This is a genomic window from Falsiroseomonas oleicola (genome assembly GCF_019029495.1).
GTDB classification, from domain to species: domain Bacteria; phylum Pseudomonadota; class Alphaproteobacteria; order Acetobacterales; family Acetobacteraceae; genus Falsiroseomonas; species Falsiroseomonas oleicola.
In genome coordinates this window covers 660695-685344 of record NZ_JAERQM010000001.1, presented here as the reverse complement: position 1 = coordinate 685344, position 24650 = coordinate 660695, and the positions used below count along the sequence as shown (strand labels likewise).

The window sequence follows — 24650 nt, the reverse complement described above, 5'->3', positions numbered from 1 at the left end:
CATGGACCCCATCGTGCTGGCGCGCATCCAGTTCGCCGCCAATATCTCCTTCCACATCCTGTTCCCCACCATCACCATCGCGCTCGGCTGGGTGCTGATGTTCTTCAAGCTGCGCTTCGTGGCGACGAAGAACGAGGCCTGGATGGATGCCTACCGCTTCTGGGTGAAGGTCTTCGCCCTGTCCTTCGCGCTCGGCGTCGTCTCCGGGATTACGATGTCCTTCCAGTTCGGCACCAACTGGCCGGGCTTCATGGAGAGGGTGGGCAATATCGCCGGGCCGCTTCTGGCCTATGAGGTGCTGACCGCCTTCTTCCTGGAGGCGACCTTCCTGTCGATCATGCTGTTCGGCTTCAAGCGCGTGCCGGGCTGGATGCACACCGGCGCGACCTTCCTGGTGGCCTTCGGCACGACGATGTCCGCCTTCTGGATCATCGCGCTGAATTCCTGGATGCACACCCCGGTCGGCTTCGAGATGCGCGACGGCGTGGCGCATGCGACGGACTGGTTCGCCATCGTCTTCAACCCCTCCATGCCCTATCGCCTTTCGCATATGCTGGTGGCCAGCGCGCTGACCGTGGCCTTCCTGCTGGCCGGCATCTCCGCCTGGCGCTGGCTGCGGGGCGACCGGGCGGAAGGCGTGGGCAAGGCGCTGCGCACCGGCATCGTCATGGCGGCCCTGCTGGCGCCGCTTCAGATGTTCATCGGCGACCTGCACGGGCTGAACACGCTGGAACACCAGCCGGCCAAGGTCGCCGCCATGGAGGCGAATTGGGAAACCCGCGGCCACGTGCCGCTTGTGCTCTTCGCCTGGCCCGATGAGGCGGCGCGGGAGAACCGCTTCGAGATCGCCATACCCTCCGGCGCCAGCCTGATCCTGCGGCATGAAGCGGCGGGCGTGGTGCCCGGGCTGAACGACTTCGTGGGCAACCACCCGCCGGTCGCGCCGGTGTTCTTCGCCTTCCGCGTCATGGTGGGCATCGGCGTGCTGATGATCGGCATGGGATGGCTCGGCGCCTGGTACCTGTTCCGCCGCGGCGCCCTGCCGAAGCTGCTGCTGCGCGGCTTCGCGCTGATGAGCTTCGCCGGCTGGGTGGCGACCCTGGCCGGCTGGTATGTGACGGAGATCGGCCGCCAGCCCTGGCTGGTGACCGGCGTGCTGAACACCGCCCAGGCCGCGGGGCCGGTGCCGGCGGCCTCCATCGCCGGCACGCTGGCGATGTACCTGGTCATCTATGTCCTGCTGCTGATCGCCTACATCACCACCATCTTCCGCCTGGCCCATGCCGGCCGCCTCACCGAGAAGACCGAGGGCACCATGGTGAAGCCCGGCAGCGCCCCCGGCGACATCGTCAAGGAGATCCCGGCATGACCCCCTTCCTGCCCGCGGAATGGCTGCCGCTGATCTTCGCAGGGCTGATGGCGCTGGCCATCCTCGCCTATGTGGTGCTGGACGGCTTCGACCTCGGCGTCGGCATCCTGCTGGAGACGGTGGACCAGGAATCCGACCGCGACCGCATGATCGCCGCGATCGGCCCCTTCTGGGACGCCAATGAGACCTGGCTGGTGCTGGGCGTGGGACTGCTGCTGGTGGCCTTCCCGACCGCCCACGGCATCATCCTGACGGCGCTGTACCTGCCCGTGGCGCTGATGCTGGTGGCGCTGATCCTGCGCGGCGTCGCCTTCGAATTCCGCGCCAAGGCGGCGGACGATGCCGCGAAGCGCCGCTGGGACCGCTGGTTCTTCCTGGGTTCCCTGGTCGCGGCGCTGTCGCAGGGCTGGATGCTCGGCCGCTATGTGCTGGGCTTCGCCGAGGGCTGGGCGGCGACCGGCTTCGCGCTGATGTCGGCGATCGGGCTGGCCATCGCCTATGTCTTCATCGGCGCCTGCTGGCTGATCTGGCGGACGGAGGGCGCCCTGCAGGCCCATGCCATCACCTGGGCGCGGCGGGCGCTGTGGCCGGTGGCACTCGGCATCCTGCTGGTTTCCGCCGTGACGCCCCTGGTCAGCGCCCGCATCGCCGCGCGCTGGTTCGACTGGCCGGGCCTGCTGATGCTGGCGCCGCTGCCGATCCTGACCGCGCTGCTGCTGTTCGGCCTGGCGCGGATGCTGATGCGGATGCCGCTGGCCGAGGATGCCTGGCACCACATTCCCTTCTGGGGCGCGACCGGCCTGTTCGTGCTGTTTTTCACCGGCCTCGCCTGGTCCTTCTTCCCCTATGTGGTGCCGGAACGCCTGACCATCTGGGAAAGCGCCAGCGCGCCCGAAAGCCTGACCATCATCCTGGCCGGGGCCTTGTTCGTGCTGCCGGTGATCGTGCTCTACACCGTGTTTGCCTGGCGGGTGTTTGGCGGGAAGGCGCGGGATTTGACGTATTACTGAGGGGGCTGATTCACTGGAAGCTTCTTCGCCGAGGGCTTTTTCGGGCGCGATCCTGAAGGAACCCCCGGCGGTGTTACATCCATGACCACAACGCGCAGGGTGTGGTCGGAGCTGTCCACCATGGATTGGAGCGCATGTTCGAGTTGAAGCGCACTTCCGATGCCGTCGCCGGAATCCGGATGCGTCAGATTTCTCCGTCCACACCAGAAAACGAGGTAAACACCCCGGCCCGCCGATGAAGGCTCGCGGGCATAGCCTTCACCGAGCTGGTCTCTCCAGGCGGTCCAGAGCTTTGGGTGCCACTCCCCCTTCACCTCGACGGGCAGCGTGACCGACAGCGATCGCACTTTGATGTCGCACCTGTCGTCACCAGACACCCTTGCTTCCACGCTGGCCGCCAAGCCGGCGGCGTCGAACCGTCCCGCGAGCAACCCGCACAGGTGGTCGCGGCAGTCGTTCTCGATCTTTGGACGGAGTGGGCGACTGTCCCAGAAGCCCTTCCACCGGTTCTCCTGGGTGGTGCGCAACTCGGCGTCGAGCGACCGGAGATGGTCCTCCGCGAACGCCAGCAGGTCGTCGGCGCTGGCTGGCGCCCCCGCACGCAGCGCGCCCGCCAGCGCCTCCGGCGACGGCGTCTCCCAACCGCGGCGGATGTCGTCGCGCCGCCGGCGCGCGAGGGCGTGGCGAAGCATCGGGGAATGCGGGGCGAGCGACGCGTCCGCCGCAAATGCCTCCAGTGCGGCTCCGGCCTCCGGCAGCGGGTCCGCGGCGATGGCGTCGAACTGCCGCGCCACAAAGTTCGCGAGGTCGGCCGCGCAAGGCGACGAGAATATGCCGACCGGCCGCGGCGCGGGCGGCCAAGACGGGCCGCAGCGGTGCACGAGGAATATGCGGTGCGCCAGGCGCAGCGGTCGCCGAGCCCCCGACGCGAATCCGCGCGTCAACTCGCCGGTCCGTTCGGCTAGGTCGGCAAGACGGTTTTGGTCGGAGTCGAGAGCCTGACCAATCCGTTCCTCGAATTCCTCCGGCGCGAGCATCCAAGCCGCCACGAGCATAGGCCATCGTGCGTCATGACGGTCCCCGACGGCATCCAGCCGCCGGCGCAGGGCTGCGAGTAGCGCGTCGGCCGGAAGGTCGGCGAGGGCGGCGTCGAGGACAAGGTCCACGGCGCTTCCGCAAGACACCCGTTCGATAAGGTCGGGGAGCAGCAAACGCTTCACCGCCCCAAAGGCGGGGTCCCGAAGGGCCTCGTGAAGGCCGGCGACGAACTGAAGCCCTGCCTCGATCTGTGGCAGCAGAAAGTCCCGCATGGCGGCGGCGGTGTCGGCCGGCAAGGTTCTGGTGACGCAGCCGGGCCACTCCCGCTTTTGGCGGTTGCCGACAGATGTAGGCGCGACGAGTGCGAGAACCATGAGCGAAACCAGCCGCTCGTGAGAGAGCTGTGGCATCCCCTCGCTGCTGTCCTCGAACAGCAGATCAGCGCCGAGCACCCACGCGTGGGCAAGCTTGTAATCCCCGCCTCGAACGCGGAGGCCGGCGAACTCCGCCGGAGAGGGTAGCCATCCATTGGATGCGAGGAGGCGCAGCCCCGCTCTCGCCGCGGCGGCAACCTCGGTATCGGCCTCCCGGGATAAGCGCTCGAACGGGGCGGCCTGCTTGTCCTGCTCGCCCGCCCCAATCAAATAGCCGAGGCACACATCGGCGCACCATAGCAACGCGTTCTGCGCGGTGCCGTCAGCGATCTGCGGCAGCTTGTCTCGGAGCCGGCGAAGGTTCTCGGCCCGCTGCAACCCATCCTTGTTCTGCTGTTTGCGCTGCCGCAGCGCTTGGTGCCTTTGCCAGTAATGCTTCTCGTCCGGCACGGCACATATCCTGCCGCTCGCGACAAGCTCCGCAAGGTCAGGGTGACGCTTCGCTTCTTCACAGACTCTCTCAAAAAGTTCGTACGCCTCCACTCTGTCGAAGCAGAACTTAAGGCAAAATCGGAACAGCAGTTCTCGACGAAACGGGTCAGCCTCCGAAAGCCCGCGCTCCAGAAGCCGCCAGCCTCCATCCTCCGGCCATATCCACCAGGGGGCCAACTGCCTCAGATTGTAGGACGCTGCGTACGCCATTTTCGGTGTGTCCCGGTCTCCCAGTTTCGTCGCCGCGATTGCCATTGGCGCGAAGAGGTCAGCTCGGGCGGCGAAGGCGGCAGCCATCGCCTTGTCGTTGTCGCGTTCATGAGCGTTGATGATCGTCAGCCACGCGACAAGGCGCGCGGCCTCGTCTGCGTCGAGCGTCGGCAGCGCGCGAGGCAGCAGCGCCCGGGCAACACGCGCGAGGTCGTAGGTCGGGCCGAATGTTGGTCGCGGTCCGGTCACCCATGGCTGCGCCGCCCAGATGTCGAGGACGGCCGCTTCCGCCCCTGGCGGCACGAGGTCGGGAAGGTGCCATTCGATGTGCGCGTGCCTGGTCGTGCGCTCGCTGCCGCCGGCGAAGAACTCTGCGAAGTTGGCCAGGTCGGCCAAGTCGAGATGGTCGGGGTACAGCTGGACGAGAAGGCGGGCCGCCAAGGCCCTAGCGCCGCCAGGATCGCCGCTTCGCAACAGCTGCCGGAATACCCCTACAGCCACGGATGCATCGCCCGCGCAGGCGCGTAGCAGGGCCAGAATAGCATCGACACGTCCGTCCTCTGGCACCGAGGCGTCGAGCACGATGTTGGCAAGCGTCGCAACTAGTTCGGGGAGTGGCTGGCCTTCGGAAAGCGCTTCGAGCACGCAGGACGCCAGCTGGCCGGGCCAGGGTCGACTCTCAAGGACCTCTTGCAAGGCGCCAGCCAGGGCGGGTGAAGCGAGCGGGGCCAAGCGCGCCTCGCCCCACAGGCCGCTGCGGAAGAAGGGATCGCGGCGCTCCAGCTCGGCCAGCGCCGCGAGCAGCGCGCGCAGTGCGGCGGGGCCGAGCTCTCCGGGGTCGCCGTAGGCGAGGACACCATAGGGGTCGAGGCGCACGAGGCTTTCCGCCCGCGCTGGCAGCAGCGTGGTGACCCACGCGAACAGCCCGCGCAGGGAAGGGTGCGGCTCCGGATGCCGCCCTCGCAGGAGCGCCTCGACACGTCGCAGCGGAAGGCCGCGCTCCGCCACCCGGCGCACAAGGAACCGCGCAGCCAGAAACTCGGCCACTGTGCGGTGCTGAGGCACGAAGCGGTCCGCGCCGACGGCGGAGAAGAGGCGTGAGGCGAGTGCCGCGCGCAGCGCGTCTCCGTCTGTTCCTTCCGGGTCGAGGTCGCCCAGTGAGACGTCGCGATCGTCGGCTGGAGACTCGAATGCAACTGCATCCCGGTCAGCAAGCAGCAACGCTGAGCACGCCAGTCCGGCCGCGTCCAGCACGGCGGCGGATGGCGGCGGACGGTGTGTGTGGTGCAGCCGGGGGCGCTCGCGGTTGGCCTCCCGGGCCAGGAGATCCGCGGCCGTCTCGTACAGAGCTCGGCGCGACGAAGGGAGACCGCCGCCTTTAGATGCAACGTCCAGCATCAGCAGCAAAGTCTGTGGGTTGCGAAGGAGGGGGTTGAGCCTGGCCTCGTCCACCTGCCGCAGGAACGCCGCGGGCTCCTGCCCTCGGGCGCGGACGAGCGCCTCGACACTTGCGTCGTCGAGCGGCCGTAACCGTACAGCCATCAAGGAGCGTTTGCCCGCCGCGTCCCTCAGCACCCGCGCGCCGGCGAGGGCAGACCAGTCAACCGGCCGGCACGATAGCCAGAAGCGCGGTTGACCGCATTCGTGCAGCTTCCGTGCGACCGCGTCAGCCGGGTTCGACGGCCCGCCGGCCAGCGCCTCATCGAGCGCGTCTAGGAAGAGTGATGTGCCGGGAGCGGCCAACGAGGCCGGCCTAGCGAGAAATTCGCGAACCGGGATGTAGCTCCCGCCAAAGAAGCTTGCAGCCTCTGCCATGCAGGTTGTCTTGCCGCTGCCGGGGTCGCCTAAGACCAGGACGCATGCGTCGTCGGGAAGGTCCCGTAAGCGCAGAATGCGGCGCTCCGAGCGCGGATCCTCTTCGATGACTTCGACGGTACGCTCTGCGCTAGCTACGGCGTCCTCCTGGCACGGCGGCAGCGGAGCTTCTTGGCCGTCCACCTTTACAATGCCTTTCGGACCAGATCACTGCCGATATGAAATAGCAAGCCGCCGTTGACCGACCAAGCTCCGCTGCACCGAAACAAATTATGTGGAACAGCGGAACGGGGATGGCGGTAAGTGCGCGCGGCAGCTGTCGGCTTTATCATTGCCTGACACCTATCCCCCCGCATCCCATTGATATTCGGCAGGCCGCTGGAGCATCGCCTGTCATCGGTGTGGAGCAAAGCGTGTCATCAGCCGAACTTTGTGGAGCATAGCCTGTCATCAGGCGACGGGCTTCCGATGCGACCTCCCAAGCCGCCACAATCTGCGGGTGGCTGCGGGCAAGTCAGCGACAAGGAGAAGGCATGAAGACCTCCGCCATGCTCCCACCTGCCGCTGAGGCATCCAGCCGTCCGTCCGGATGGCGTTCACTGACGCTCAGCGTCCTGACCAGCGCGGCACCTCCAATGCATGTCACTGGTCGGCAGGCATCCCCCCTGTCGCTTCACGACGCAGGAAGGCCCAGTCGATGAGCGCCTCCACCGACGGTCCTAATGCGAGGCCCATGGGGCTCAGGGCGTAATCGACCCTTGGAGGCACCTGCGGGTAGACCGTGCGCGTGACGATGCCGTCCTTCTCCAGTTCCTTGAGTTGCTGGATCAGCATCTTTTGGTTCACGCCCTCGACGCGGCGCTCCAGCTCAGAAAACCGCAGCGGCGCCTTGGCAGCGAAAAGCTGGACGATGATGACGATCTTCCATTTGCCCTCCAGCACGCGCAGGGCCTCGCTGGTGGCGGCGGCCCAGACAAGTTGCTGCTTCGGATCCTCGCATCGCCAGTCCCGGTCCGTCACACGCATACCTCCCGGTGGGTAACCCACCGTTTGGTGGGTTCTTGATGAAAGGCGCAGCTGCCCACAGTTCTCGGGGCGAAGCAACGTCTATCGATCAGGATCAGGACATGAAGATCGGCATCCTCGGCACGGGCAATATCGGCAAGACGCTGGTCCGCGAATTGAGTGCGGCAGGGCACGACGTGAAGGTGGCCAATGCCCGGGGTCCGGAGACGATCGGGCCTGAGCTTCTGTCCTCGGGGGCCCGTGCGGTTACGGCACCGGAAGCGTTCAAGGACGTCGAGGTCGTCATCCTCTCCATCCCTCTCAACCGCATCCCTGACATCGCGCCGCTTGTCGCCGGGCTGCCGGACGACACTGTGGTGATCGACACGTCCAACTATTATCCGTTCCGCGACAACCGGATCGAGGCGATCGAGGGCGGGCAGGTCGAAAGCCTCTGGGTCAGCGAGCAGTTGGGCCGTCCCATCGCGAAAGCCTGGAACGCGATTGGCTCGGCCTCCCTCGCCAAAAAGGGCAAGCCAGCAGGCACGCCCGGCCGAATCGCCATCCCCGTCGCGGCGGATCGTGACCGGGATCGCGAGGTCGCCATGGCGCTCGTCGGGGACACGGGTCTGGACGTGTTCGATGCAGGCCACCTTGCGGACTCGTGGCGCCAGCAGCCAGGAGCTCCAGCGTACTGCACCGACCTGACACGTGAGGAGATGGGATCGGCGCTGGTGGCCGCAGAACGGGACCGCTTGCCGAAGCGCCGTGACCTCGGGGTCGCGGTCATGCAGGAGCGCATCGGTGACAGCACCACCAACCCGGATGAGGATTGGGGCGTTCGTCTGGTTCGCGTGATCAACATGTGACGCGACCGGGTGCGGCACGTCTAAAGGGTCAGAACGACGGGTTATGGGTCATCCGACAGCAGCCGCCTTCAAAGCCCCTCCCGCGCCCGCGTCGCCAGCACATCCGCCCGCTCGTTCATCACATCGCCATTGTGCCCGCGCACCCAGCGCCATTCCACGTCATGCGGCTTCGCCGCCTCCAGCAGGCGCTGCCATAAAGGATAATTCGCCACCGGCTGCTTCGCCGCGTTGCGCCAGTTGTTGCGCACCCAGCCCTTGATCCAGCGTTCCATGCCGTTGCGGACATATTCGCTGTCGGTGTGCACCACCACGCGGCAGGGTTTTTTCAGCGCCTCCAGCGCGGCACAGGCGGCGGTGAGTTCCATGCGGTTGTTGGTGGTAGCGGCCTCGGCGCCGGTCAGCTCCTTCTCCGTCGGGCCGGAGCGCAGGATCGCGGCCCAGCCGCCGGGGCCGGGATTCGGCTTGCAGCCGCCATCGGTCCAGATCTCGACGAAGGGCCGGTCTTCCACCGGCACGGAGTCAGGCGCCGATGGCACCGGGGCTCTCCACCTGCGCGAAAAAGCGCAGCTTGCGCAGATATTCCAAGGGGTCCTTCCGGGTCACCAGCGCATCCGCCGGCGTATGGGTCCAGTCATAAAGCCGCGTCAGCAGGAAGCGGATCGCAGCCCCCCGGCACAGCGCGGGCAGCGCCAGGCGCTCCGCCGGGGCCAGGGGGCGCACCGCGGCATAGGCACCGATCAGCGCCCGCGCCTTGGTCAGGTTGAAGGCGCCATCCGCCTCGAAACACCAGGCGTTCAGGCAGACGGCGATGTCATAGGCGAGCAGGTCGGTGCAGGCGAAGTAGAAGTCGATGATGCCCGAAACCCGCGGCTGCCCTGCCGCATCGGGCAGGAAGAACACATTGTCCGGAAACAGGTCGGCATGGATCTGCCCGACCGGCAGGGCGCCCGCCGCCGGCCAGGCGGCGAGGATGGCGCCCAGATGACCGTCCAGCTCCGCCATCAACCCGGCCTGCACCTCATCGCCCCGGCCCCGACAGGCCTCCAGCAAGGGCGCCCAGCCCTGCGGCCCCAGCGCATTCGGCCGGCGCCCCGCAAAATCGCCGCTGGCGGCATGCAGCCGCGCCAGCGAATCGCCCAGTGGCGCAAGATGCTCCGGCCGCACCCGGCGCGGCCAGACGCCTTCCAGGAAGGTGCAGATAGCGGCCGGCCGGCCGCACAGCGCCCGCAGCGCCTCCCCGTCCCGCCCGCGTACCGGCGTGGGGCAGGCGAGGCCCGCCTGCGCCAGATGCTCCATCAGCCCGAGGAAATAGGGCAGCTCCGCCGGATCGACGCGCTTCTCGTACAGCGTCAGCACGAAGTCGCCGCGTTCCGTGCGCAGCGCGTAGTTGGAATTCTCCACCCCCTCGGCGATGCCGCGGAAGGCAATCAGGCCGCCCAGCTCGTAATCGGCCAGGAAGGCGCGCAGCGCCTCGTCGGTCACCTCGGTATAGACAGCCATGGAAGGGGGTCTATTCGGCCGCCAGGGCCGGGGGAAGGCGGAACACCACCTTTTCCTCGGCCACCACCACTTCCTCCACCGCCAGTTCGAAGCGGGTGGCGAGCTTCGCCAGCACCTCCTCCACCAGCACTTCCGGCGCGCTGGCGCCGGCGGTCAGGCCGATGGTGGTGCAGCCATCGGCGATCGAGGGGTCGAGCGCCGCGCCGCGCTGCACCAGCAGCGACCGCGCGGCGCCGGCGCGGCGCGCCACCTCCGCCAGCCGCACGGAATTGCTGGAATTCGGCGCGCCGACCACGATCACCAGCTCCGCCCCCCGTGCCGCGATGGCCTTCACCGCGGCCTGGCGGTTGGTGGTGGCGTAGCAGATATCCTCCTTCGCCGGCGCCACCAGGTCGGGGAAGCGGCGCTGGAGGATGGCGATGATATCGGCGGTGTCGTCGACCGACAGGGTGGTCTGGGTGGTGAAGGCCAGCGGCTCGCCGGCTGGCGGCTGCACCGTCTCGGCCTGGGCGGCGTCCTCCACCAGTGTCACGCTGCCTTCCGGCAGTTGCCCCATGGTGCCGATCACCTCGGGATGCCCGGCATGGCCGATCAGCAGGATGTGGCGGCCGCGCGCATGATGGCGCTCCGATTCGCGATGCACCTTGCTGACCAGGGGGCAGGTGGCGTCGAGGGCGAACATCTGCCGCCCGGCGGCCTCGGCTGGGACCGACTTCGGCACGCCATGGGCGGAGAACACCACGGGGCGGCCATTGTCCGGGATTTCGGACAGTTCCTCGACGAAGACGGCGCCGAGGCGCTCCAGGTTTTCCACCACGAAGCGGTTATGGACGATCTCATGCCGCACATAGACCGGGGCGCCGTGGCGCTTCAGCGCCTCCTCCACGATCTTGATGGCGCGGTCCACGCCGGCACAGAAGCCGCGCGGTCCGGCGAGAAGCACGTTCAACCGGGGCTTGGTCTCGGGCATCACGGATCCTGCTTGGCGGCTGCGTCGCCCGGAGACCTCGCGGTGCCGGGGATGGTCGGACGGCGCCGGCGATGCGATAGACGCAGCGTGGCGACGATGCGCCATCTTACCGGCCGCCGGCCCCGGTTCAAAGGGGGACTGGCTTCGAAGGGGAAGTGGCCCGCATGGCAATTCACAGCAACCGCAATCGCCTGGCCGTGCTGGCCGGAATGGGCCTGCTGGCGGCCTGCGGCGGCGGCAGCCTGCCCGGCACCCCGGCGGGCAACCAGGCGCCCTGCCCACGCATCGCCATCCTGGCCGATGGCGCCGACCTGACCCGCTTCCGGGGCGGTGCCAGCGGGGATCTGACGGCGCTGACCGCGGATGCGCGGATCGCCGGCTTCGATGCGAGCTGCGACTATACCAGCCGCGACCGCAGCGGGCTGGAAGTGCGGCTGACCCCCCGATTCGATGTGGAACGTGGCCCGGCGGCCGAGGGCCGCACGCTGGACCTGCCCTGGTTCGTCGCGCTGAGCGATGCGGCGGACAGCGCCGTATTGGACCGCCAGGCTTTCACCACGCGCGTCGCCTTCGGCCCCAACGTCGCCCGCACCACCCTGGCCGGCCAGACGGCAAGGCTCACCATGCCGCTGGGCCAGGGCCGCCGCGCCACGGACTATACCCTGCGGATCAGCCTGCAATTGACGCCGGAAGAACTGGCGCTGAACCGGGCACGCGGGCCACGGTAGCTGACAACCCCTCTCCACCCAAAGGGGGGAGAGGATGGGTGAGGGGGGCCAGGATGCGGAACGCCCTCACCCTTCGACCTCACCCCTCCCGCTGCTTCCGGGCCGCCAGCGCCGCCGGGCGGTTCAGGGCCGCATCCAGCCAGGCCTTCACCTTCGGGAAGGGGCCGAGGTCGAAGCCATTGGCCCAGGCGCCGTAGAGCACGCTGGCCAGGTTGCAATCCGCCATGGTGAAGGTGGCGCCCAGCAGCCAGGGGCCGCCCTGCGCCAGATGCGCCTCCAGCACCTCCAGCCTTTGCGCCAGCGCGGCGGCGCCGGCGGCGGCCAGGGCCGCGTCGCGCTGCTCGGGCGGGCGGATGAAGGTGTTGTAGGCCCATTGCATGGCATTGGGCTCGGCCTCGGTCGCGGCCCAGAGCGTCCATTGCAGCACGCGCGAGCCATCATCGCCGGCCGGCATCAGCGGCGCGCCGGCCTTGGCGCCGAGATGCAGGTTGATCGCCAGGCTCTCGAACAGCATGAGCCCGCCATCCTCCAGCGCCGGGATCTTCCCATTCGGGTTGACCGGCGCCATGGCGTCGCGCAGCCCGGGGCCGAAGCCGACCGGCACCACCTCATAGGCCAGGCCGGCCTCCTCCGCCGCCCAGATGCAGCGGAAGGCGCGGCTGCGGGCGATACCGTGGATGCGGAGCATGTTGTTCGATTCTCGTGCGGTTGCGGGACAAATCTGCCCCGCAACCGCTGGCGCGGCAATCAGGGCCGATAGATCAGGCGGGGGCGTCGCCGGTATCGGAGATCAGCCCGGCCGCCTTGATGCCGGCCACGGCGCAGATCTCGTCCTTGTCCGACAGGTCGCCGGAGACGCCGACCGCGCCCAGCACGGCGCCATCCGCCGCGCGCACCAGCACGCCGCCCGGCACCGGCACGGCGCGGCCCCCGGCCAGGTCGGACAGCGCGTTCATGAAGCCGGACATGGACTGGCTGCGCCGCGCCAGCTCGCGGGACCCGAAGCCCAGCGCCATGGCGCCATAGGCCTTGCCCCAGGCGATGTCGGGGCGCAGCAGGCTGCTGCCATCCTCCTTCAGCGCGGCCTTCAACTGGCCGCCGGCATCCAGCACCACCACGGTCAGCGGGGCGAGGCCGAGTTCACGCCCCTTCGCCAGGGTGGCGTCGAGGATGATGCGGGCGGCTTCGGCGGTGATGCCGTGCTGGAATCCACCGGGGGCGGCATGGGTCATGGGGTTTCGCTCCAAGAAAGTCAGGCTGTTCCTCTGCCCGCAACCGGCCGGCTCGGGAAGGGGGCAGCGCGTGATGGCCGCAGGTGCGAAGGCACCGAAGGGCTGAATCACGCGGATATACCCACGGCCCTTCCGCGTGACCGCTCCAGGGCCCCTCAATCGCCGGGCGGAAACCTCCGGTTTCCTTGGCTTCGCCGCACTTGCGGCGGCGGCCATTCGGCCGCTCGGACCGGTCAAGAGACCGGCCCGCTGGTACTGGAGCGTGATGGCCGCAGGTGCGAAGGCACCCGAGGGCTGAATCACGCGATCCAGCTAGCGGATCGGCAGCACGACCGGGCCGATCGCGCCGCCCTCCGCGAGCTGGGCGGTCAGGTGCAGCAGCCGCGCTTCCTCCGGCACGGTGAACTCCACCAGGATGCGTGGCGGGTCGCCGGCCAGCAGCGCCGCATCCGGCACGCCGACGGGCACCGTCACGGGCTCCCCCCCCGGCTCCACCCGCCAGGTGATGGCGGTCAGGGCGGCGCGGAAGGGGCCGGCGATGGGCAGGGGGTTGAGCTGGCCGGGGCTGAGGAAGCCGGGCTGGTACAGGGTGAAGACGCCCTGGCGCTGCAGCGCCTGCCGCGCCGCCGCCCGGATCGCCGTCGCCGGGTCGATCTGTGCCACGACCTCCGCCGAGGCCTGCCCGTCCCGGTCCAGATAGCGCAGGCGCAGCGTATTGGGTCGGAAGGGGCGGGGCTGGCGCAGGGTTGGCGCGGGGTCGCCGGGCGCCTGCGGCACCTCCGCCCAATCCGTCCCATCCCAAAGCTGCACCGCCCGCGCCGGCTCCGGCACGATGATGGGGATCAGCAGGGGCTGGCCCGGCGCGCCGGGCGGCGGGGCCAGGGTGTTCACCGACAGCCGCCGCGCCGCCATCTCCCCTACCCAGTCGAGCGTCGCCACGCCCTGGCGCAGCGCCTCGGCACGGCGAGGGTCGAGGAAGGTCGCGGCGAAGGTGGCGAAGCGGTCCGGATCGGCAAATTCCGCCAGCACCGGGACGATGCGGGCGGCGGTGGCGATGGTCGGCCCCTGCGGCAGGGTGGCGGCGATCAGCGCATGCGCCTGCGCTGCCTGGGCCAGCGGATCCTCCGGCAGCAGCGCCGACAGGTCGGGCGCGCGCAACGCTGCGAGCCGGGCGGCGGTGCCGGGGGGGAGGGCGGCTGCCTCCAGCACCGGCCTCGACTGCGGCCAGCGCATCAGCGCGCCATGCAGCAGCAGCGCATCCGGGCGCGGTTCCGCCGCCCTGCGCAGCGCCTCCGCCAGATCGGCGGCGGCACCGGCACGATCGCCACGGCCATCGCGCAGCAGCGCATTGAACAGGAATTCATCGGCCGAGGCGGGGTAGGGGCGTGGCTGTGGCCAGGGCTGCGACAGGGCCAGGCGCAGCCGTGCCGCCTCCCAGGGCGGATCGGGCATGGTGCCGAGATGCCGGTCCTGCCAGGGGGTGACCGAAGGCAGCCAGAGTGCGAGCAGCCCGCGCGGCCCCGCGACGGCCGCCTCGGCCAGGGCCAGCAAGGCGAAGACGGGCAGCAGCAGGGCGGCGGCCTGGGCGAGGCGCGGCACCACCCGTCGCAGCGGCAGGCCGAGCCCCAGCAGCAGCGCCAGCGCCAGGGTCAGGAGCCCCGCGGCGGGGGCGACCGGCTGCGCCAGGTCGGCCGCCACCGCCACCCCCAGCACCGGCAGGGCGAGCAGCAGCGCGGCCAGCGGGCGCATCGGGCGCCGCCGCGGGCGCCGAAGCGTCATGGCCGGCGGCACGGCCCGCACCCCCTCGCCGCGCGGCATTGCGACCATGCCGGGTCCAGGCCTGGAGTGGCTTCTACATGCCGCCGATATAGGCGGGGCCGCCGCCGCCTTCGGGCGCCTTCCAGTCGATGTTCTGCAGCGGGTCCTTGATGTCGCAGGTTTTGCAATGGACGCAGTTCTGCGAATTGATGACCAGATGCATCTCGCCCTCGCCATTCCCGGCCTCGGCGCCCACCGCCTCATAGACCGCCGCGGGGCAGTAGCGGCTTTCGGGCGAGGCAAATTTTTCCCAGTTCGTGCCCTTCCAGGCCGCGGGGTCGCGCAGCACCAGATGGCTGGGCTGGTGTTCCTCATGGTTCGTGTTGGACAGGAACACGGAGGACAGCCGGTCGAAGGTCAGCACGCCATCCGGCTTCGGATAGGCGATCTTCTTCGCCTCCGCCGCCGGCTTCAGCGTCTCGTGGTCGGCATGGTGGCTCCAGGTCCAGGGCGCCTTGCCGCGCAGCACATAGGTATCCAGCGCGGCGGCGGCCATGCCGCCCCAGAAGCCGTATTTCGCGAAGCCGGGGCGGATGTTGCGCACGCCGGACAGTTCGGACCAGACCCAGCTTGCCTGCAGCGCCGTCGGATAGGCGTCCAGCACCGCCGGCGGAGCCTCCCCGTCCAAAGCGGCGGCGATGGCCTCCGCGGCGACCATGCCGGACTTCATCGCGGTGTGGGTGCCCTTGATCTTCGGCACGTTCAGGAAGCCGGCGGTGTCGCCCACCAGCATGCCGCCCGGGAAGACCAGCTTCGGCACGGCCTGTAGCCCACCCTCATTCAGCGCCCGGGCGCCGTAGCTGATGCGCTTGCCGCCTTCCAGGAAGCCGCGCACCGTCGGATGGGTCTTGAAGCGCTGGAATTCGTCGAAGGGGGAGAGCCAGGGATTCGGATAGTCCAGCCCGACCACGAAGCCGACCGAGACCAGGTTCTCGCCGAACATGTACAGCCAGGACCCGCCATAGGTGTCGGAGGACAGCGGCCAGCCGGTGGAATGCCACACCAGCCCCGGCTTGTGCTTGTCCTTGGGGATTTCCCAAAGTTCCTTCATGCCGAGCCCGAAGGTCTGCGGCGCCACGCCTTCCCGCAGGCCGAAGGTCTCGAACAGCTTCTTGGTCAGGCTGCCGCGGCAGCCCTCGGCGAAGACGGTGTAGGTGGCGCGCAGTTCCATCCCCGGCTCATAGGCCGGACCCTTGCTGCCATCCTTCAGGATGCCGGCGACGCCCGCCACCACGCCCTTCACCTGCCCATCCTCGATGAGGGTGTGGGAGGCGGCGAAGCCCGGATAGATCTCGACTCCCAGCGCCTCGGCCTTGGCGCCGAGCCAGCGGCAGACATTGCCGAGGGAGACGACGTAGTTGCCCTCATTGTGCATCTGCGGCGGGGTCGGCAGCTTGAAGCCGCGCGACTCGGTCAGCAGCATGAAGCGGTCGTCGGTCACCGGGGTGGCGAGCGCCGGCGGATCGTCGCGCCAATCCGGGAACAGCTCATCCATCGCGCGGGGTTCGAGCACGGCGCCGGACAGGATATGGGCGCCGATCTCGCCGCCCTTCTCCACCAGGCAGACATTGGTGTCGGGGCGCGCCTGTTTCAGCCGGATGGCGGCGGCGAGGCCGGCAGGGCCACCGCCCACCACCAGCACATCGAATTCCATGCTCTCCCGGGCTTCGGCCACGTCACCGGACATGCGCTGTTCCTTCGGCGTTCCAACAGACCCCGCATGTAGCGTTGCTGCCCATTGCGCGGAACCCCGAAGCGGCCCGATATCGCCCCCATGCAGGCAGGAATGCGCGAGGAACTGCTGGCCGCGCTGCGGCTGCAGCTGGATTGGGGGGTGGATGAGGCGCTGGAAGACGCGCCCATCGACCGATTCCGCGCGCCCGCACCTGTCCCGGTTGCGGCGCCCCCGCCCGAACTGGCGCAGCCGGCGATCCGCGCCGCGCCGGCAGCACCCCTGCCGCCCGGCCTGCCTCCCGCGGTCCTGGCCGCCGGCAGCCGGGCCGCCGCCGCCCAGGATCTGGCGGCGCTGCGCCAGGCCATCGCCGAGACCGACAGCCCGCTGCGCGACACCGCCACCAACCTGGTCTTCGCCGATGGCGTGGCCGAAAGCGGTCTGATGATGATCGGGGAGGCGCCGGGCGCCGATGAGGACCGGCTCGGCCGGCCCTTCGTCGGCCTTTCGGGCCAGTTGCTCGACCGGATGATGGCCAGCATCGGGCTGGAGCGGTCGCGGAATTTCTACCTGACCAACATCCTGCCCTGGCGCCCGCCCGGCAACCGCACGCCGACGGATGGCGAGATCACGCTGTTCCTGCCCTTCCTGCTGCGTCACATCGCCCTGGTGCGGCCGCGCCATATCGTGCTGCTGGGCGGCACCCCGGCCAAGTCGCTGCTGCGGGCGAAGGAAGGCATCACCCGGCTGCGCGGCCGCTGGCACCAGATGGAGACCGGGGAGGGGAAGCTGCCGGCCCTGCCCACCCTGCACCCCGCCTATCTGCTGCGCAGCCCGGCCGCGAAGCGGGAAGCCTGGATGGACCTGGTATTGTTGCGACGCACACTGGATGGTGATGTCGCAAGCGGCTGAAAAATAATGCCTTAACAAAATGCGGTAACGGACTGATTCACCAAGTAGCGTCTTAAAAACTTTAATTGTCTTCAGATTCAGGGGTTGTCAGCCGATCACGCCACGCCTTACGGGTGGCCCGCCATGCAAGCGCTCTGCCAAATGGCCCGGCGTTCTCCATTTTCCGCAGCCTTCCGGCTGCTGCTTCTGGGGACGACGTTGACGCTGGGGGTTCAGGCACCTGCCGTCGCGCAACGGGTCGACCAGACCGCCATGAGCGTCCCACGCCCTGCATCGCAGGGCCGGGCCGCCGGGTTCCCGCAACCCCTAGCGCCATCCGATGCGGCGCGCCTTCGGCATATCTTCGACCTGCATGCCAGGAACGAGATGCCGGCCGCGGCGCGCGAGACGGAACGGCTGGAAGACCGCCGCCTGCTCGGCCATGTGCTGGCCGATCGCTGGCTGCGCCCGGGGGTGGAGCCGCCGCTGCCGCAGGTGGTGGCCTGGTTGACCGACTATGCCGACCATCCGGATGCCCCCGCCATCCATGCCATCCTGGTCCGCCGCGCCCCCGCCGGCATGGCCCTGCCCGCCCCACCGCGGGAGGACCGCCTGGCCGATGGCGCCGAGGAGGTGCCGGAGGAGCGCGAGCCGCCGACCCGCCGCATCAGCCGCAACCCCAGCCTGGACCGTTCGGTGCGCGACAGGGCGCGGGACGATGCGGAAGCCGCCCTGGTCCAGATCGAACGCAGCCGCGCCAGCGGCGCCTATGCGGCGCTGCTGCGGGCGGAAGTCGCGCAGATCCTGTTCCAGCAGGGGAAGGATGAGGAAGCCTTCCGCATCGCCTCCGCCGCCGCCCGTGAATCCGGCGGCAGCGCCTTTCCGGGCTATATCGCCGGCCTGGCCGCCTGGGCGCTGAACCGGCCGGAATCCGCCCTGGCCTATTTCGAACACGCCGCGCGGTCCGAGATCGCCGCCCCGGCGACCCGCGCCGCCGCCGCCTTCTGGACCGCCCGCGCCGCCGTGCGCGCCCGCCGGCCCCAGGCCTATGTGCCCTGGATGATGCAGGCGGCGCAGGAACCGCGCACCTTCTACGGCCTGGTCGCCCGCCGCGCCCTCGGCCTGCCGATGGGCTTCGCCTGGCAAAGCGAACTGGCCGGGGAGGGGGAAGCCGCCGCGATGGCGGAGACCGCCGCCGGCTGGCGCGCCCTGGCCCTGCTCCAGATCGGCCAGCCGGCGCGGGCGGAGGCGGAACTGCGTGCCTTGTGGCCGCGGGTGCAGGGCAATGCCGGCGTGGTGCGCGCCATGCTGCTCGTCGCGTCCCAGTCCAACATGTCGGAGCTCGCCTCCCAGCTCGCCACCCTGTCGCAATCGGCCGATGGGCGGCCGCGCGACTTCGCCCGCTTCCCGCTGCCGCGGCTGGAGCCGATGCACGGCTTCCGCATCGATCCGGCGCTGCTCTACGCATTGGCGCGGCAGGAATCGAATTTCGATCCGCGTGCCGTTTCCCCGGCCGGGGCGCGCGGCATCCTGCAGATCATGCCGGCCACCGCCAGCTATGTGACCGGCGACAGCAGCCTGCGCGGGGCCAATGTGGCGCGGCTGCACGACCCGGGCTTCTCGCTGGAGGTGGGGCAGCGCTATGTGCATTACCTGGCCCGGATGGGGCAGGTGGATGGCGACCTGATCCGGCTGCTGGCGGCCTATAACAACGGCCCCGGCAACCTCTCCCGCTGGCTGCCGGCGGTGCGGCACCGCACCGACCCCTTCCTGTTCATCGAGAGCATCCCGGTGGGTGAAACGCGCGTCTTCGTGCAGCGGGTGCTGGCCTATTCCTGGATCTACGCCGCAAGGCTCGGCCTGCCCTCGCCCTCGCTCGATGCGCTGGCCACGGGGCGGTTCCCCCAGTTCCAGGGGACGCCAGCGGTCGCGGCGATGCTAGTCTCCCGCTGAGTAATCAGGGGTGATCGCCATGCCGATCGACGAGTCACGCAAATTCCTGCCGGTGCGCATCGCGGTGCTCACCGTCTCCGACACCAGGGACCTCGCCTCCGACCGCAGCGGGGATACGCTGGTCCAGCGCATCGAGGCCGCCGGCCATGTGCTGGCCGCGCGCGCCATCCTGCGCGACGAGGCGGGGCTGATCGAGGCACAGCTTCGCGCCTGGATCGCCGACCCGCAGGTGGACTGCGTCATCACCACCGGCGGCACCGGCATCACCGGCCGGGACGTAACGCCGGAGGCTTTTGCGCGCGTGCTGGAGAAGGAGATCACCGGGTTCGGCGAGCTGTTCCGCATGCTGAGCTATGCGAAGATCGGCACCTCCACCATCCAGTCTCGCGCCATCGGCGGGGTGGCGGGCGGCACCTATCTCTTCGCGCTGCCCGGCAGCACCGGCGCCTGCAAGGATGCCTGGGACGACATCCTGGTGCATCAGCTCGATGCCCGCTTCCGGCCCTGCAACCTGGTGGAGCTGATGCCGCGGCTGCAGGAACACCTGCGCGCCGCCTGAAGGCTGGCCCTACTCCCTGGGGAGAGGGCCTCCCCGCGCCTCAGCCGCGCCGCAACTCCTGCTCCACGATGCCGGCGAAGAAGCTGGCGCCGATCGGCAGCAGGTCGTCGTTGAAGTCGTATTGCACGGTATGCACCGGCGCGCGGCCCTTGGCGCCGGCGGCCTGGCCCAGCTTGATATAGGCGCCGGGCTTCTCCAGCAGCATGTAGGAGAAATCCTCCGCCCCCATCACCGGCGGCATGTCGCGCCGCACCTTGCCCTCGCCGAGCAGCCGCGTGCAGATGTCGGCCGCCAGCCGCGCCTGTTCGGCATGGTTGATGGTGGGCGGGTAGCCGCGCTGATAGGTGAACTCCGCCACCGCGTCATGCGCCGCCGCCGTCGCCTCCACCACCCGTCGCATGCTGGCCTCCACCAGGTCCTGCACGGCGGGGTTCAGCGTGCGCACGGTGCCGGACAGCTTCGCCTCGTCCGGGATGATGTTCTGCGCCGTGCCGGCATGGAACTGCGTGGTGGAGATCACCGCCGATTCCAGCGGATCGACCCGCCGCGCGACGATGGTCTGGATCGCGCCCAGGATCTGCGCGCCGACCATGATCGGGTCGATGCCGCCATGCGGCCGCGCCGCATGGCCGCCCCTGCCGCGCACCGTGATGAAGAACACGTCGGCCGCCGCCATCATCACATCGTCGCGAATATCCGCCTCGCCCAATGGAAGGGAGGGGTCGTTGTGCATGCCGTAGACGCTGTCGCAGGGGAAGCGCGTGAACAGGCCTTCCTCCATCATCACCCGCGCCCCGCCGCCGCCTTCCTCCGCCGGCTGGAAGATGAAATGCACCGTGCCGTCGAAGTTGCGCGTCTCCGCCAGGTACTTGGCCGCGCCCAGCAGCATGGTGGTGTGCCCGTCATGGCCACAGGCATGCATGACGCCCGGCGTGGTGGAGGCATGCGGCAGGCCCGTCGCCTCCGTCATCGGCAGCGCATCCATGTCGGCGCGCAGGCCGATGCTCCGCCCTGATCCCCCTTGGCCGCGCAGCACGCCGACCACGCCGGTGGTGGCGATGCCGGTATGCACCTCGATCCCCCAGGAGGTCAGCAGCTTCGCGACCTGCGCGGCGGTGCGATGCTCCTCGAAGCGCAGTTCGGGATGCTGGTGCAGGTCGCGGCGCCAGACCTCCATCTCCGGCTGCATCGCCGCGATCCTGTTGTTGATCGGCATTTTCTCGGGACCTTTCGGAGACGGATGGGTGGCGGGATGCCTGGTGGATGACGTGTTCAGAGGGCGATGGCGTCGTCGGGATTCAGCACGCGCACGACATAGGCCTCGACCAGCGGCGCGTATTCCTCCCACAGCGCGCGCAGCGCCGGGATGGGTTGCGCATGGCCATCGGCGCGCAGATCGACCAAAGCGAAGTCGTGTGGGCCGTAGACCAGCAGGCTGGCGGAGCGGACCTCGCCATGTTCGCCGCCCGCCGCCTCCCCGGCCTCCAGCCCCCGCACCAGACGCTCGGCCAGAGGCAGGCCGGGATCGGCGAGGAAGCCTGCCACCATCGCCGCCGGCACCTGGTCACTCGAAAGGATATTGCCGATCGCCACCACATCCGGCCCATGCGCCGCGCCGAATTCGCGCTTCACATGCCGGCCGTGGAAATGCGCGGTGCGGCCTTCCGCATCGATCGCCGCCAATTGCCGCCAGCCATGGTCGGGGGTGGAGGCGACCAGCGCCGCCACCGTCTGTTCCGCCGTGCAGCCGGAGCGCAGCAGGCCGAGGCCGCGCGGGCCGAGGCGGGGGTCGGTGCGATGCTGCGTCAGCACCGCGCCGAGGCCCGGCGCCACCGCATGCACCCGGGCACCGACGGCGAGGGAGGAGGTGGTGGCGGCGGCGCCGAACTGGCCGGTACGGGCGCAGCGCGCGATCAGGGAGAAGGTCATCAGGCCTCGGTCAGCGTTCGATCCGCCATCAGGCCATGCCCCGGCGCCGCAGGCCAGATGTCATACCCGATCCGCTGACTGGAACCTGCGCCCGCCGAAGGCGGGCGAGCGGCCGAATGGCCGCCGCGCCAAGTGGCGCGTAGCCAAGCCGGCGGATGCCGGCGCCGGCGATTGAGGTGGTGATCGGTCACGATCACCGGGGTTTTCCATCAATCGAAGCCGGGCGCCTGCCGCGCCAGGCCGCCATGCGCGTCCAGCATCCGCTGCCGCCAGGCCTCCACCGGGTCATCCGCTGCCAGCAGCCGGAAGGGGCTGACGCAGCGCGCCCATTGGAAGCCGCCGAAGACGATGGCATCCGCCTGGGACGGCGCCGCACCGCCCAGGAAGTCCTGGCCGCGCAGCATCATGCGCAGCGGATGCAGGTCGCGGCGGAAGGCTTCCACCTGCCGGTCCGATCCGCCTGCACCGCCTCCAGCGGCATGCCGAAGCGTGCCTCCCGGCTCTGGCGGAAATAGGCGGTGTCGTCGGCATGCAGCACCTGCACGATATCCGCCACCACCAGCTTCACCAGGCCCGCATTCACCACCGCATCCGCCCAGGCATTGACGAAGCGCGCCAGGGCCAGGCCGCCCGGGCCGCCGAACAGGCTGGGCTGGTCGTGATAGGTGGCCTCCAGATACTCCGCGATCGCCAGGCTTTCGGTGACCACGCGGTCGCCATCCAGCAGGACCGGCACCTTCTCCGCCCCATGCGCGGCGATGGCGGCGCGTTCGGAGAAGCGCCAGGGGATGGTCTCCACCGGCAGGCCCTTGGCCGCCAGCGCCAGCTTCACCCGCCAGCAATAGGGGCTGAAGCGCCGCGCCGGATCGGCGCCGGCCAGGTCGTACATCCGCAGGGTCATGGAACCTCCTCCAGCTCGCCGCGCCGGACCGCGGCGGCGCCCTCCGTATCGCCCAGCTCGGTCAGCCGCAGCGCGATCTCCTGCCGCTCCGCCTCGTCGCCTTGCGCCGCGCGGGCGCGCAGCGCGGCCAGCAATTCGGCCCGGCGGCCGCGGGATTCCAGCATCGCCTCGTAGCGCAGCGACCAGTTGCGGCCGAGCGTCTCCTCCGCCACGCCGCGCAGCATCGGCCGCGCATCCTGCGGCGCCGCCGCCAGCACCAGGAACAGCGCCTGTTCCCGGCCCTGGCGCGGCAGGCGTGGCAGCAGGGCGCGCAGCGCCCGCTCGCCCTCCGCCACGCCCTGGCCGCGCAGCAGCGCCAGCACCAGGCCGGGGCCGAAGCGGTCCGGATCCTCCGCCGTGCGCGCCCGCAGCAGCGCCACGGCCTGGGCCGGCGCCAGCACGGAGACCAAGGCGAGCCGCGCCGTGCCGGCCTCATTCGGTTCCGCCGCGCCACGCAGCAGGGAGCCCAGCGCCGGGTGCTGCCCGGCGCCGAGGAAGGCCGCGGCCCCCGTCACCTCTGGCGCCGCGGCCAGCAGCAGCACCACGCGGTCGCTGGCGGCGACGTCGGTGGTCCAGGCCAGCAGGTTGAGCGCCGCGGCCAGGCTGTTGCCGTTCAGCGGCCGGGCGAGGCCGACCGTCACCGACACTTCCTCCGTGGTCCAGCCCTCCGGCAGTGCCGGCAGGGCGCGCAGCGCCGTGGCGGCGGCCTCCGCCAGAGCCGCCTGCCGGCCCTGGGCCGCCAGGGTCAGGGTGGAGGCCAGCGCGGTGGCGGAGGCGGTGCCGCCGCCGGCCAGGAAGCGCGTGGCATCCGCCGTGCGCCCCTCCGCCAGGGCCAGCCGCAGCCAGGTCTCCCCGGCCACCGGCCCGCCGTCGCGCAGCCGTTCCAGCAGCGGCAGCGCGGCGGCGCGGCGTGGCGGGCGGGCGGCGAGTTCGGCGAAAAGCCGCAGGTTGCGCGGCCCGGATTCGCCCGCCTCGATGGCGCGCCGCAGCCGTTCATGCGCCGCCTGGTCCTGGCCGAGTTCGCGCAGCACGAAGGCGAGGCCTCGTGCGCCCTCCACCGAATCCGGCGGCAGGTCCAGCGCCTGCTGCGCCAGGCGGCGGGCGAGGGCGCGGTCGCCGCGGGCCAGCGCCAGCTCCGCCGCCAGCGCCGGCCGGCTGAGGAGGCGCTGCGGGTCGATCTGCGCGAGCAGTTCCAGCTGGTCGGCCGCGGCCTCCCGCAACTGGGCCGGCAGCGCCGCCGGCCAGGCCTCGGGCGGCAGCAGGGCGGCGACGGCGAAGGCCTCCTCCAACTGGTCATGCGCCAGCGCCAGCTCGATCAGCAGCGCGCCGCCGCCGGGCGGCAGCCCTTCGGTCGCGCGCAGCGCCAGCAGCCGGGCCAGCGCGGCGCCGCCCCAGCCGGCGCGGGATTCAGCCTGGGCCAGCAGCAGGGCGGTGTCGGGGCGGTTCTGCGCCGCGGCGGGCAGGCCCTCCAGCAGGAACAGCGCGAGGTCGGGGCGGCCCTCGCTCAGCAGGACGCGGCGCAGCGCCTCCATCAGGTCGGGCGCGGCCTCGGCCAGCAGCGCGCCCATCGGTCGCATCGCCATCGCCGGGTCCGGCAGCCGGGTCGCGGTCCGCATGGCGCGCAGGGCGATCTCCGGCGTCGGCATGCGCTCCAGCGCCGCGAGCAGCCCGGCGAAGGCGCCGGCGGCATCACCGTCCTCCAGCCGCAGGGTCGCCAGGCGCAGGGCCTCCACCTGGCTGATGGCGCCGAGGGCGGAAAGCCGGTCCAGGGCGCGGCGGGCGGCGGCAGCGTCGCCGAGCTCGCTGTGCAGCTGCATCGCTTCCCGCAGCGATGGGGCGTCCCCGGTCAGGGCATGCAGCCGTTCCAGGACCTGGGCGAGCTGATGCGGGCGGTGGCCGGCGCGCAGATAGGCGGCCAGGCGGCGCAGCGGCGCGGGGTCCTCCGGATTGGCGGCGACGGCGCGTTCCAGGCTGGCGGCGGTGCGGTCGGTCGCCGGCCGGGTCGAATCGGCCAGGCCGCTGGCCGGCGCGGCGGGTGGCGGCAGGAAGCTGGCGGTGGCCAGGGCGGCGCTGGCGGCGAGCGCGAAGGCCAGCCCGAAGCGCTGCGCCGGGGCCATGCCGGGCAGCAGCCAGCCCAAGGCAGGCGAGGGGGGGGCGGGCGCGGCGGGGATGGCGGTGAAGGACATCGCCCGGCAACAGGTAGCGGTGTCCTCGCCGGCCCGCCAGGGGCGAACCCTGGCGCGATGCCGCCGCTGTCGATATTGCTGGACGCGGCT

Annotated in this window: 21 protein-coding genes; 7 read left to right on the top strand and 14 right to left on the bottom strand. The window is 70.3% G+C overall.

Annotation, left to right across the window (positions count from 1 at the left end; genetic code table 11):
- Window position 1: 1 nt before the first annotated feature.
- A complete protein-coding gene (locus JJQ90_RS03275; RefSeq protein ID WP_216873005.1) occupies window positions 2-1369 on the top strand; it encodes a cytochrome ubiquinol oxidase subunit I in 1368 nt (455 codons plus the stop codon).
- Window positions 1366-2379: a cytochrome d ubiquinol oxidase subunit II gene (locus JJQ90_RS03270; RefSeq protein ID WP_216873004.1), complete on the top strand. Its 1014-nt coding sequence runs from the start codon at window positions 1366-1368 to the stop codon at window positions 2377-2379. The genes JJQ90_RS03275 and JJQ90_RS03270 overlap by 4 nt, the downstream gene beginning before the upstream one ends.
- On the opposite strand, the gene JJQ90_RS03265 is transcribed toward JJQ90_RS03270, so the two are convergent.
- Window positions 2373-6491, bottom strand: coding sequence for an NACHT domain-containing protein (locus tag JJQ90_RS03265; RefSeq protein ID WP_216873003.1), 4119 nt, complete (start codon window positions 6489-6491; stop codon window positions 2373-2375). The two genes, JJQ90_RS03270 and JJQ90_RS03265, sit on opposite strands and share 7 nt — an antisense overlap.
- A gap of 459 nt (window positions 6492-6950) precedes the next feature.
- The gene (locus tag JJQ90_RS03260) at window positions 6951-7256 is read right to left on the bottom strand and encodes a winged helix-turn-helix transcriptional regulator (RefSeq protein WP_230410404.1); all 306 of its coding nucleotides are present in this window, start codon (window positions 7254-7256) and stop codon (window positions 6951-6953) included.
- 116 nt (window positions 7257-7372) lie between these two features.
- On the opposite strand from JJQ90_RS03260, the gene JJQ90_RS03255 reads away from it, so the two are divergent.
- Window positions 7373-8182 carry an NADPH-dependent F420 reductase gene (locus JJQ90_RS03255; RefSeq protein ID WP_268958573.1) on the top strand — a complete coding sequence of 270 codons (810 nt, stop codon included), beginning with the start codon at window positions 7373-7375 and terminating at the stop codon, window positions 8180-8182.
- A gap of 68 nt (window positions 8183-8250) precedes the next feature.
- On the opposite strand, the gene rnhA is transcribed toward JJQ90_RS03255, so the two are convergent.
- The 3 genes from rnhA to ispH are packed head-to-tail and all read right to left on the bottom strand — an operon-like array spanning window position 8251 to window position 10652.
- Complete coding sequence (gene rnhA / locus JJQ90_RS03250) at window positions 8251-8697, bottom strand: ribonuclease HI (protein ID WP_216873751.1); 447 nt, start codon at window positions 8695-8697, stop codon at window positions 8251-8253.
- A gap of 4 nt (window positions 8698-8701) precedes the next feature.
- Complete coding sequence (locus tag JJQ90_RS03245; RefSeq protein WP_216873000.1) at window positions 8702-9682, bottom strand: homoserine kinase; 981 nt, start codon at window positions 9680-9682, stop codon at window positions 8702-8704.
- A 10-nt stretch (window positions 9683-9692) separates the two neighbouring features.
- On the bottom strand, window positions 9693-10652 hold the full coding sequence (gene ispH, locus JJQ90_RS03240; protein WP_216872999.1) for a 4-hydroxy-3-methylbut-2-enyl diphosphate reductase: 960 nt from the start codon (window positions 10650-10652) through the stop codon (window positions 9693-9695).
- A gap of 164 nt (window positions 10653-10816) precedes the next feature.
- Between ispH and JJQ90_RS03235 the strand changes: the two genes are divergently transcribed.
- Window positions 10817-11380, top strand: a complete 564-nt coding sequence (locus JJQ90_RS03235; RefSeq protein ID WP_216872998.1) for a hypothetical protein — start codon at window positions 10817-10819, stop codon at window positions 11378-11380.
- A 79-nt stretch (window positions 11381-11459) separates the two neighbouring features.
- On the opposite strand, the gene JJQ90_RS03230 is transcribed toward JJQ90_RS03235, so the two are convergent.
- From JJQ90_RS03230 to JJQ90_RS03215, 4 genes are all read right to left on the bottom strand, one after another.
- Window positions 11460-12068, bottom strand: coding sequence for a glutathione S-transferase family protein (locus tag JJQ90_RS03230; RefSeq protein WP_216872997.1), 609 nt, complete (start codon window positions 12066-12068; stop codon window positions 11460-11462).
- A gap of 73 nt (window positions 12069-12141) precedes the next feature.
- Window positions 12142-12612, bottom strand: coding sequence for a GlcG/HbpS family heme-binding protein (locus tag JJQ90_RS03225; RefSeq protein ID WP_216872996.1), 471 nt, complete (start codon window positions 12610-12612; stop codon window positions 12142-12144).
- Window positions 12613-12924: 312 nt separating this feature from the next.
- Window positions 12925-14361, bottom strand: a complete 1437-nt coding sequence (locus JJQ90_RS03220) for a hypothetical protein (protein ID WP_216872995.1) — start codon at window positions 14359-14361, stop codon at window positions 12925-12927.
- A 103-nt stretch (window positions 14362-14464) separates the two neighbouring features.
- On the bottom strand, window positions 14465-16117 hold the full coding sequence (locus JJQ90_RS03215; protein WP_230410319.1) for an electron transfer flavoprotein-ubiquinone oxidoreductase: 1653 nt from the start codon (window positions 16115-16117) through the stop codon (window positions 14465-14467).
- Window positions 16118-16216: 99 nt separating this feature from the next.
- Between JJQ90_RS03215 and JJQ90_RS03210 the strand changes: the two genes are divergently transcribed.
- The 3 genes from JJQ90_RS03210 (at window position 16217) to moaB (ending at window position 19505) form a co-directional block, all read left to right on the top strand.
- A complete protein-coding gene (locus JJQ90_RS03210) occupies window positions 16217-17014 on the top strand; it encodes a uracil-DNA glycosylase (protein ID WP_216872994.1) in 798 nt (265 codons plus the stop codon).
- Window positions 17015-17380: 366 nt separating this feature from the next.
- Window positions 17381-18946 carry a lytic transglycosylase domain-containing protein gene (locus JJQ90_RS03205; protein WP_230410318.1) on the top strand — a complete coding sequence of 522 codons (1566 nt, stop codon included), beginning with the start codon at window positions 17381-17383 and terminating at the stop codon, window positions 18944-18946.
- 19 nt (window positions 18947-18965) lie between these two features.
- Window positions 18966-19505 (top strand): molybdenum cofactor biosynthesis protein B, encoded by a 540-nt coding sequence (moaB, locus tag JJQ90_RS03200; protein WP_216872992.1) that lies wholly within the window; start codon window positions 18966-18968, stop codon window positions 19503-19505.
- Window positions 19506-19545: 40 nt separating this feature from the next.
- Here the strand turns inward: moaB and JJQ90_RS03195 are convergent, their stop codons facing one another.
- The 5 genes from JJQ90_RS03195 to JJQ90_RS03180 form a co-directional block, all read right to left on the bottom strand.
- On the bottom strand, window positions 19546-20721 hold the full coding sequence (locus tag JJQ90_RS03195; RefSeq protein WP_216872991.1) for a M20 aminoacylase family protein: 1176 nt from the start codon (window positions 20719-20721) through the stop codon (window positions 19546-19548).
- Window positions 20722-20777: 56 nt separating this feature from the next.
- Window positions 20778-21434: a DUF1028 domain-containing protein gene (locus JJQ90_RS03190; RefSeq protein ID WP_216872990.1), complete on the bottom strand. Its 657-nt coding sequence runs from the start codon at window positions 21432-21434 to the stop codon at window positions 20778-20780.
- 209 nt (window positions 21435-21643) lie between these two features.
- Complete coding sequence (locus JJQ90_RS27700) at window positions 21644-21877, bottom strand: glutathione S-transferase family protein (protein WP_329959354.1); 234 nt, start codon at window positions 21875-21877, stop codon at window positions 21644-21646.
- Window positions 21838-22335: a glutathione S-transferase family protein gene (locus JJQ90_RS03185; RefSeq protein WP_230410317.1), complete on the bottom strand. Its 498-nt coding sequence runs from the start codon at window positions 22333-22335 to the stop codon at window positions 21838-21840. The genes JJQ90_RS27700 and JJQ90_RS03185 overlap by 40 nt, the downstream gene beginning before the upstream one ends.
- A complete protein-coding gene (locus tag JJQ90_RS03180) occupies window positions 22332-24560 on the bottom strand; it encodes a hypothetical protein (RefSeq protein WP_216872989.1) in 2229 nt (742 codons plus the stop codon). The genes JJQ90_RS03185 and JJQ90_RS03180 overlap by 4 nt, the downstream gene beginning before the upstream one ends.
- Window positions 24561-24650: the final 90 nt, after the last annotated feature.

Bases quoted from the DNA above. Each gene is read 5' to 3' on its own strand.
- JJQ90_RS03230 (WP_216872997.1), bottom strand. From the start codon at position 12,068: ATGCTCCGCATCCACGGTATCGCCCGCAGCCGCGCCTTCCGCTGCATC.
- JJQ90_RS03180 (WP_216872989.1), bottom strand. From the start codon at position 24,560: ATGTCCTTCACCGCCATCCCCGCCGCGCCCGCCCCCCCCTCGCCTGCC.
- JJQ90_RS03205 (WP_230410318.1), top strand. From the start codon at position 17,381: ATGCCGGCCGCGGCGCGCGAGACGGAACGGCTGGAAGACCGCCGCCTG.
- moaB (WP_216872992.1), top strand. From the start codon at position 18,966: ATGCCGATCGACGAGTCACGCAAATTCCTGCCGGTGCGCATCGCGGTG.
- JJQ90_RS03190 (WP_216872990.1), bottom strand. From the start codon at position 21,434: ATGACCTTCTCCCTGATCGCGCGCTGCGCCCGTACCGGCCAGTTCGGC.
- ispH (WP_216872999.1), bottom strand. From the start codon at position 10,652: ATGCCCGAGACCAAGCCCCGGTTGAACGTGCTTCTCGCCGGACCGCGC.
- JJQ90_RS03220 (WP_216872995.1), bottom strand. From the start codon at position 14,361: ATGCGCCCGCTGGCCGCGCTGCTGCTCGCCCTGCCGGTGCTGGGGGTG.
- JJQ90_RS03275 (WP_216873005.1), top strand. From the start codon at position 2: ATGGACCCCATCGTGCTGGCGCGCATCCAGTTCGCCGCCAATATCTCC.
- JJQ90_RS03215 (WP_230410319.1), bottom strand. From the start codon at position 16,117: ATGTCCGGTGACGTGGCCGAAGCCCGGGAGAGCATGGAATTCGATGTG.
- JJQ90_RS03210 (WP_216872994.1), top strand. From the start codon at position 16,217: ATGCGCGAGGAACTGCTGGCCGCGCTGCGGCTGCAGCTGGATTGGGGG.
- JJQ90_RS03235 (WP_216872998.1), top strand. From the start codon at position 10,817: ATGGCAATTCACAGCAACCGCAATCGCCTGGCCGTGCTGGCCGGAATG.
- JJQ90_RS03270 (WP_216873004.1), top strand. From the start codon at position 1,366: ATGACCCCCTTCCTGCCCGCGGAATGGCTGCCGCTGATCTTCGCAGGG.
- JJQ90_RS03255 (WP_268958573.1), top strand. From the start codon at position 7,373: ATGAAAGGCGCAGCTGCCCACAGTTCTCGGGGCGAAGCAACGTCTATC.
- JJQ90_RS03225 (WP_216872996.1), bottom strand. From the start codon at position 12,612: ATGACCCATGCCGCCCCCGGTGGATTCCAGCACGGCATCACCGCCGAA.
- JJQ90_RS03245 (WP_216873000.1), bottom strand. From the start codon at position 9,682: ATGGCTGTCTATACCGAGGTGACCGACGAGGCGCTGCGCGCCTTCCTG.
- JJQ90_RS03185 (WP_230410317.1), bottom strand. From the start codon at position 22,335: ATGACCCTGCGGATGTACGACCTGGCCGGCGCCGATCCGGCGCGGCGC.
- JJQ90_RS03195 (WP_216872991.1), bottom strand. From the start codon at position 20,721: ATGCCGATCAACAACAGGATCGCGGCGATGCAGCCGGAGATGGAGGTC.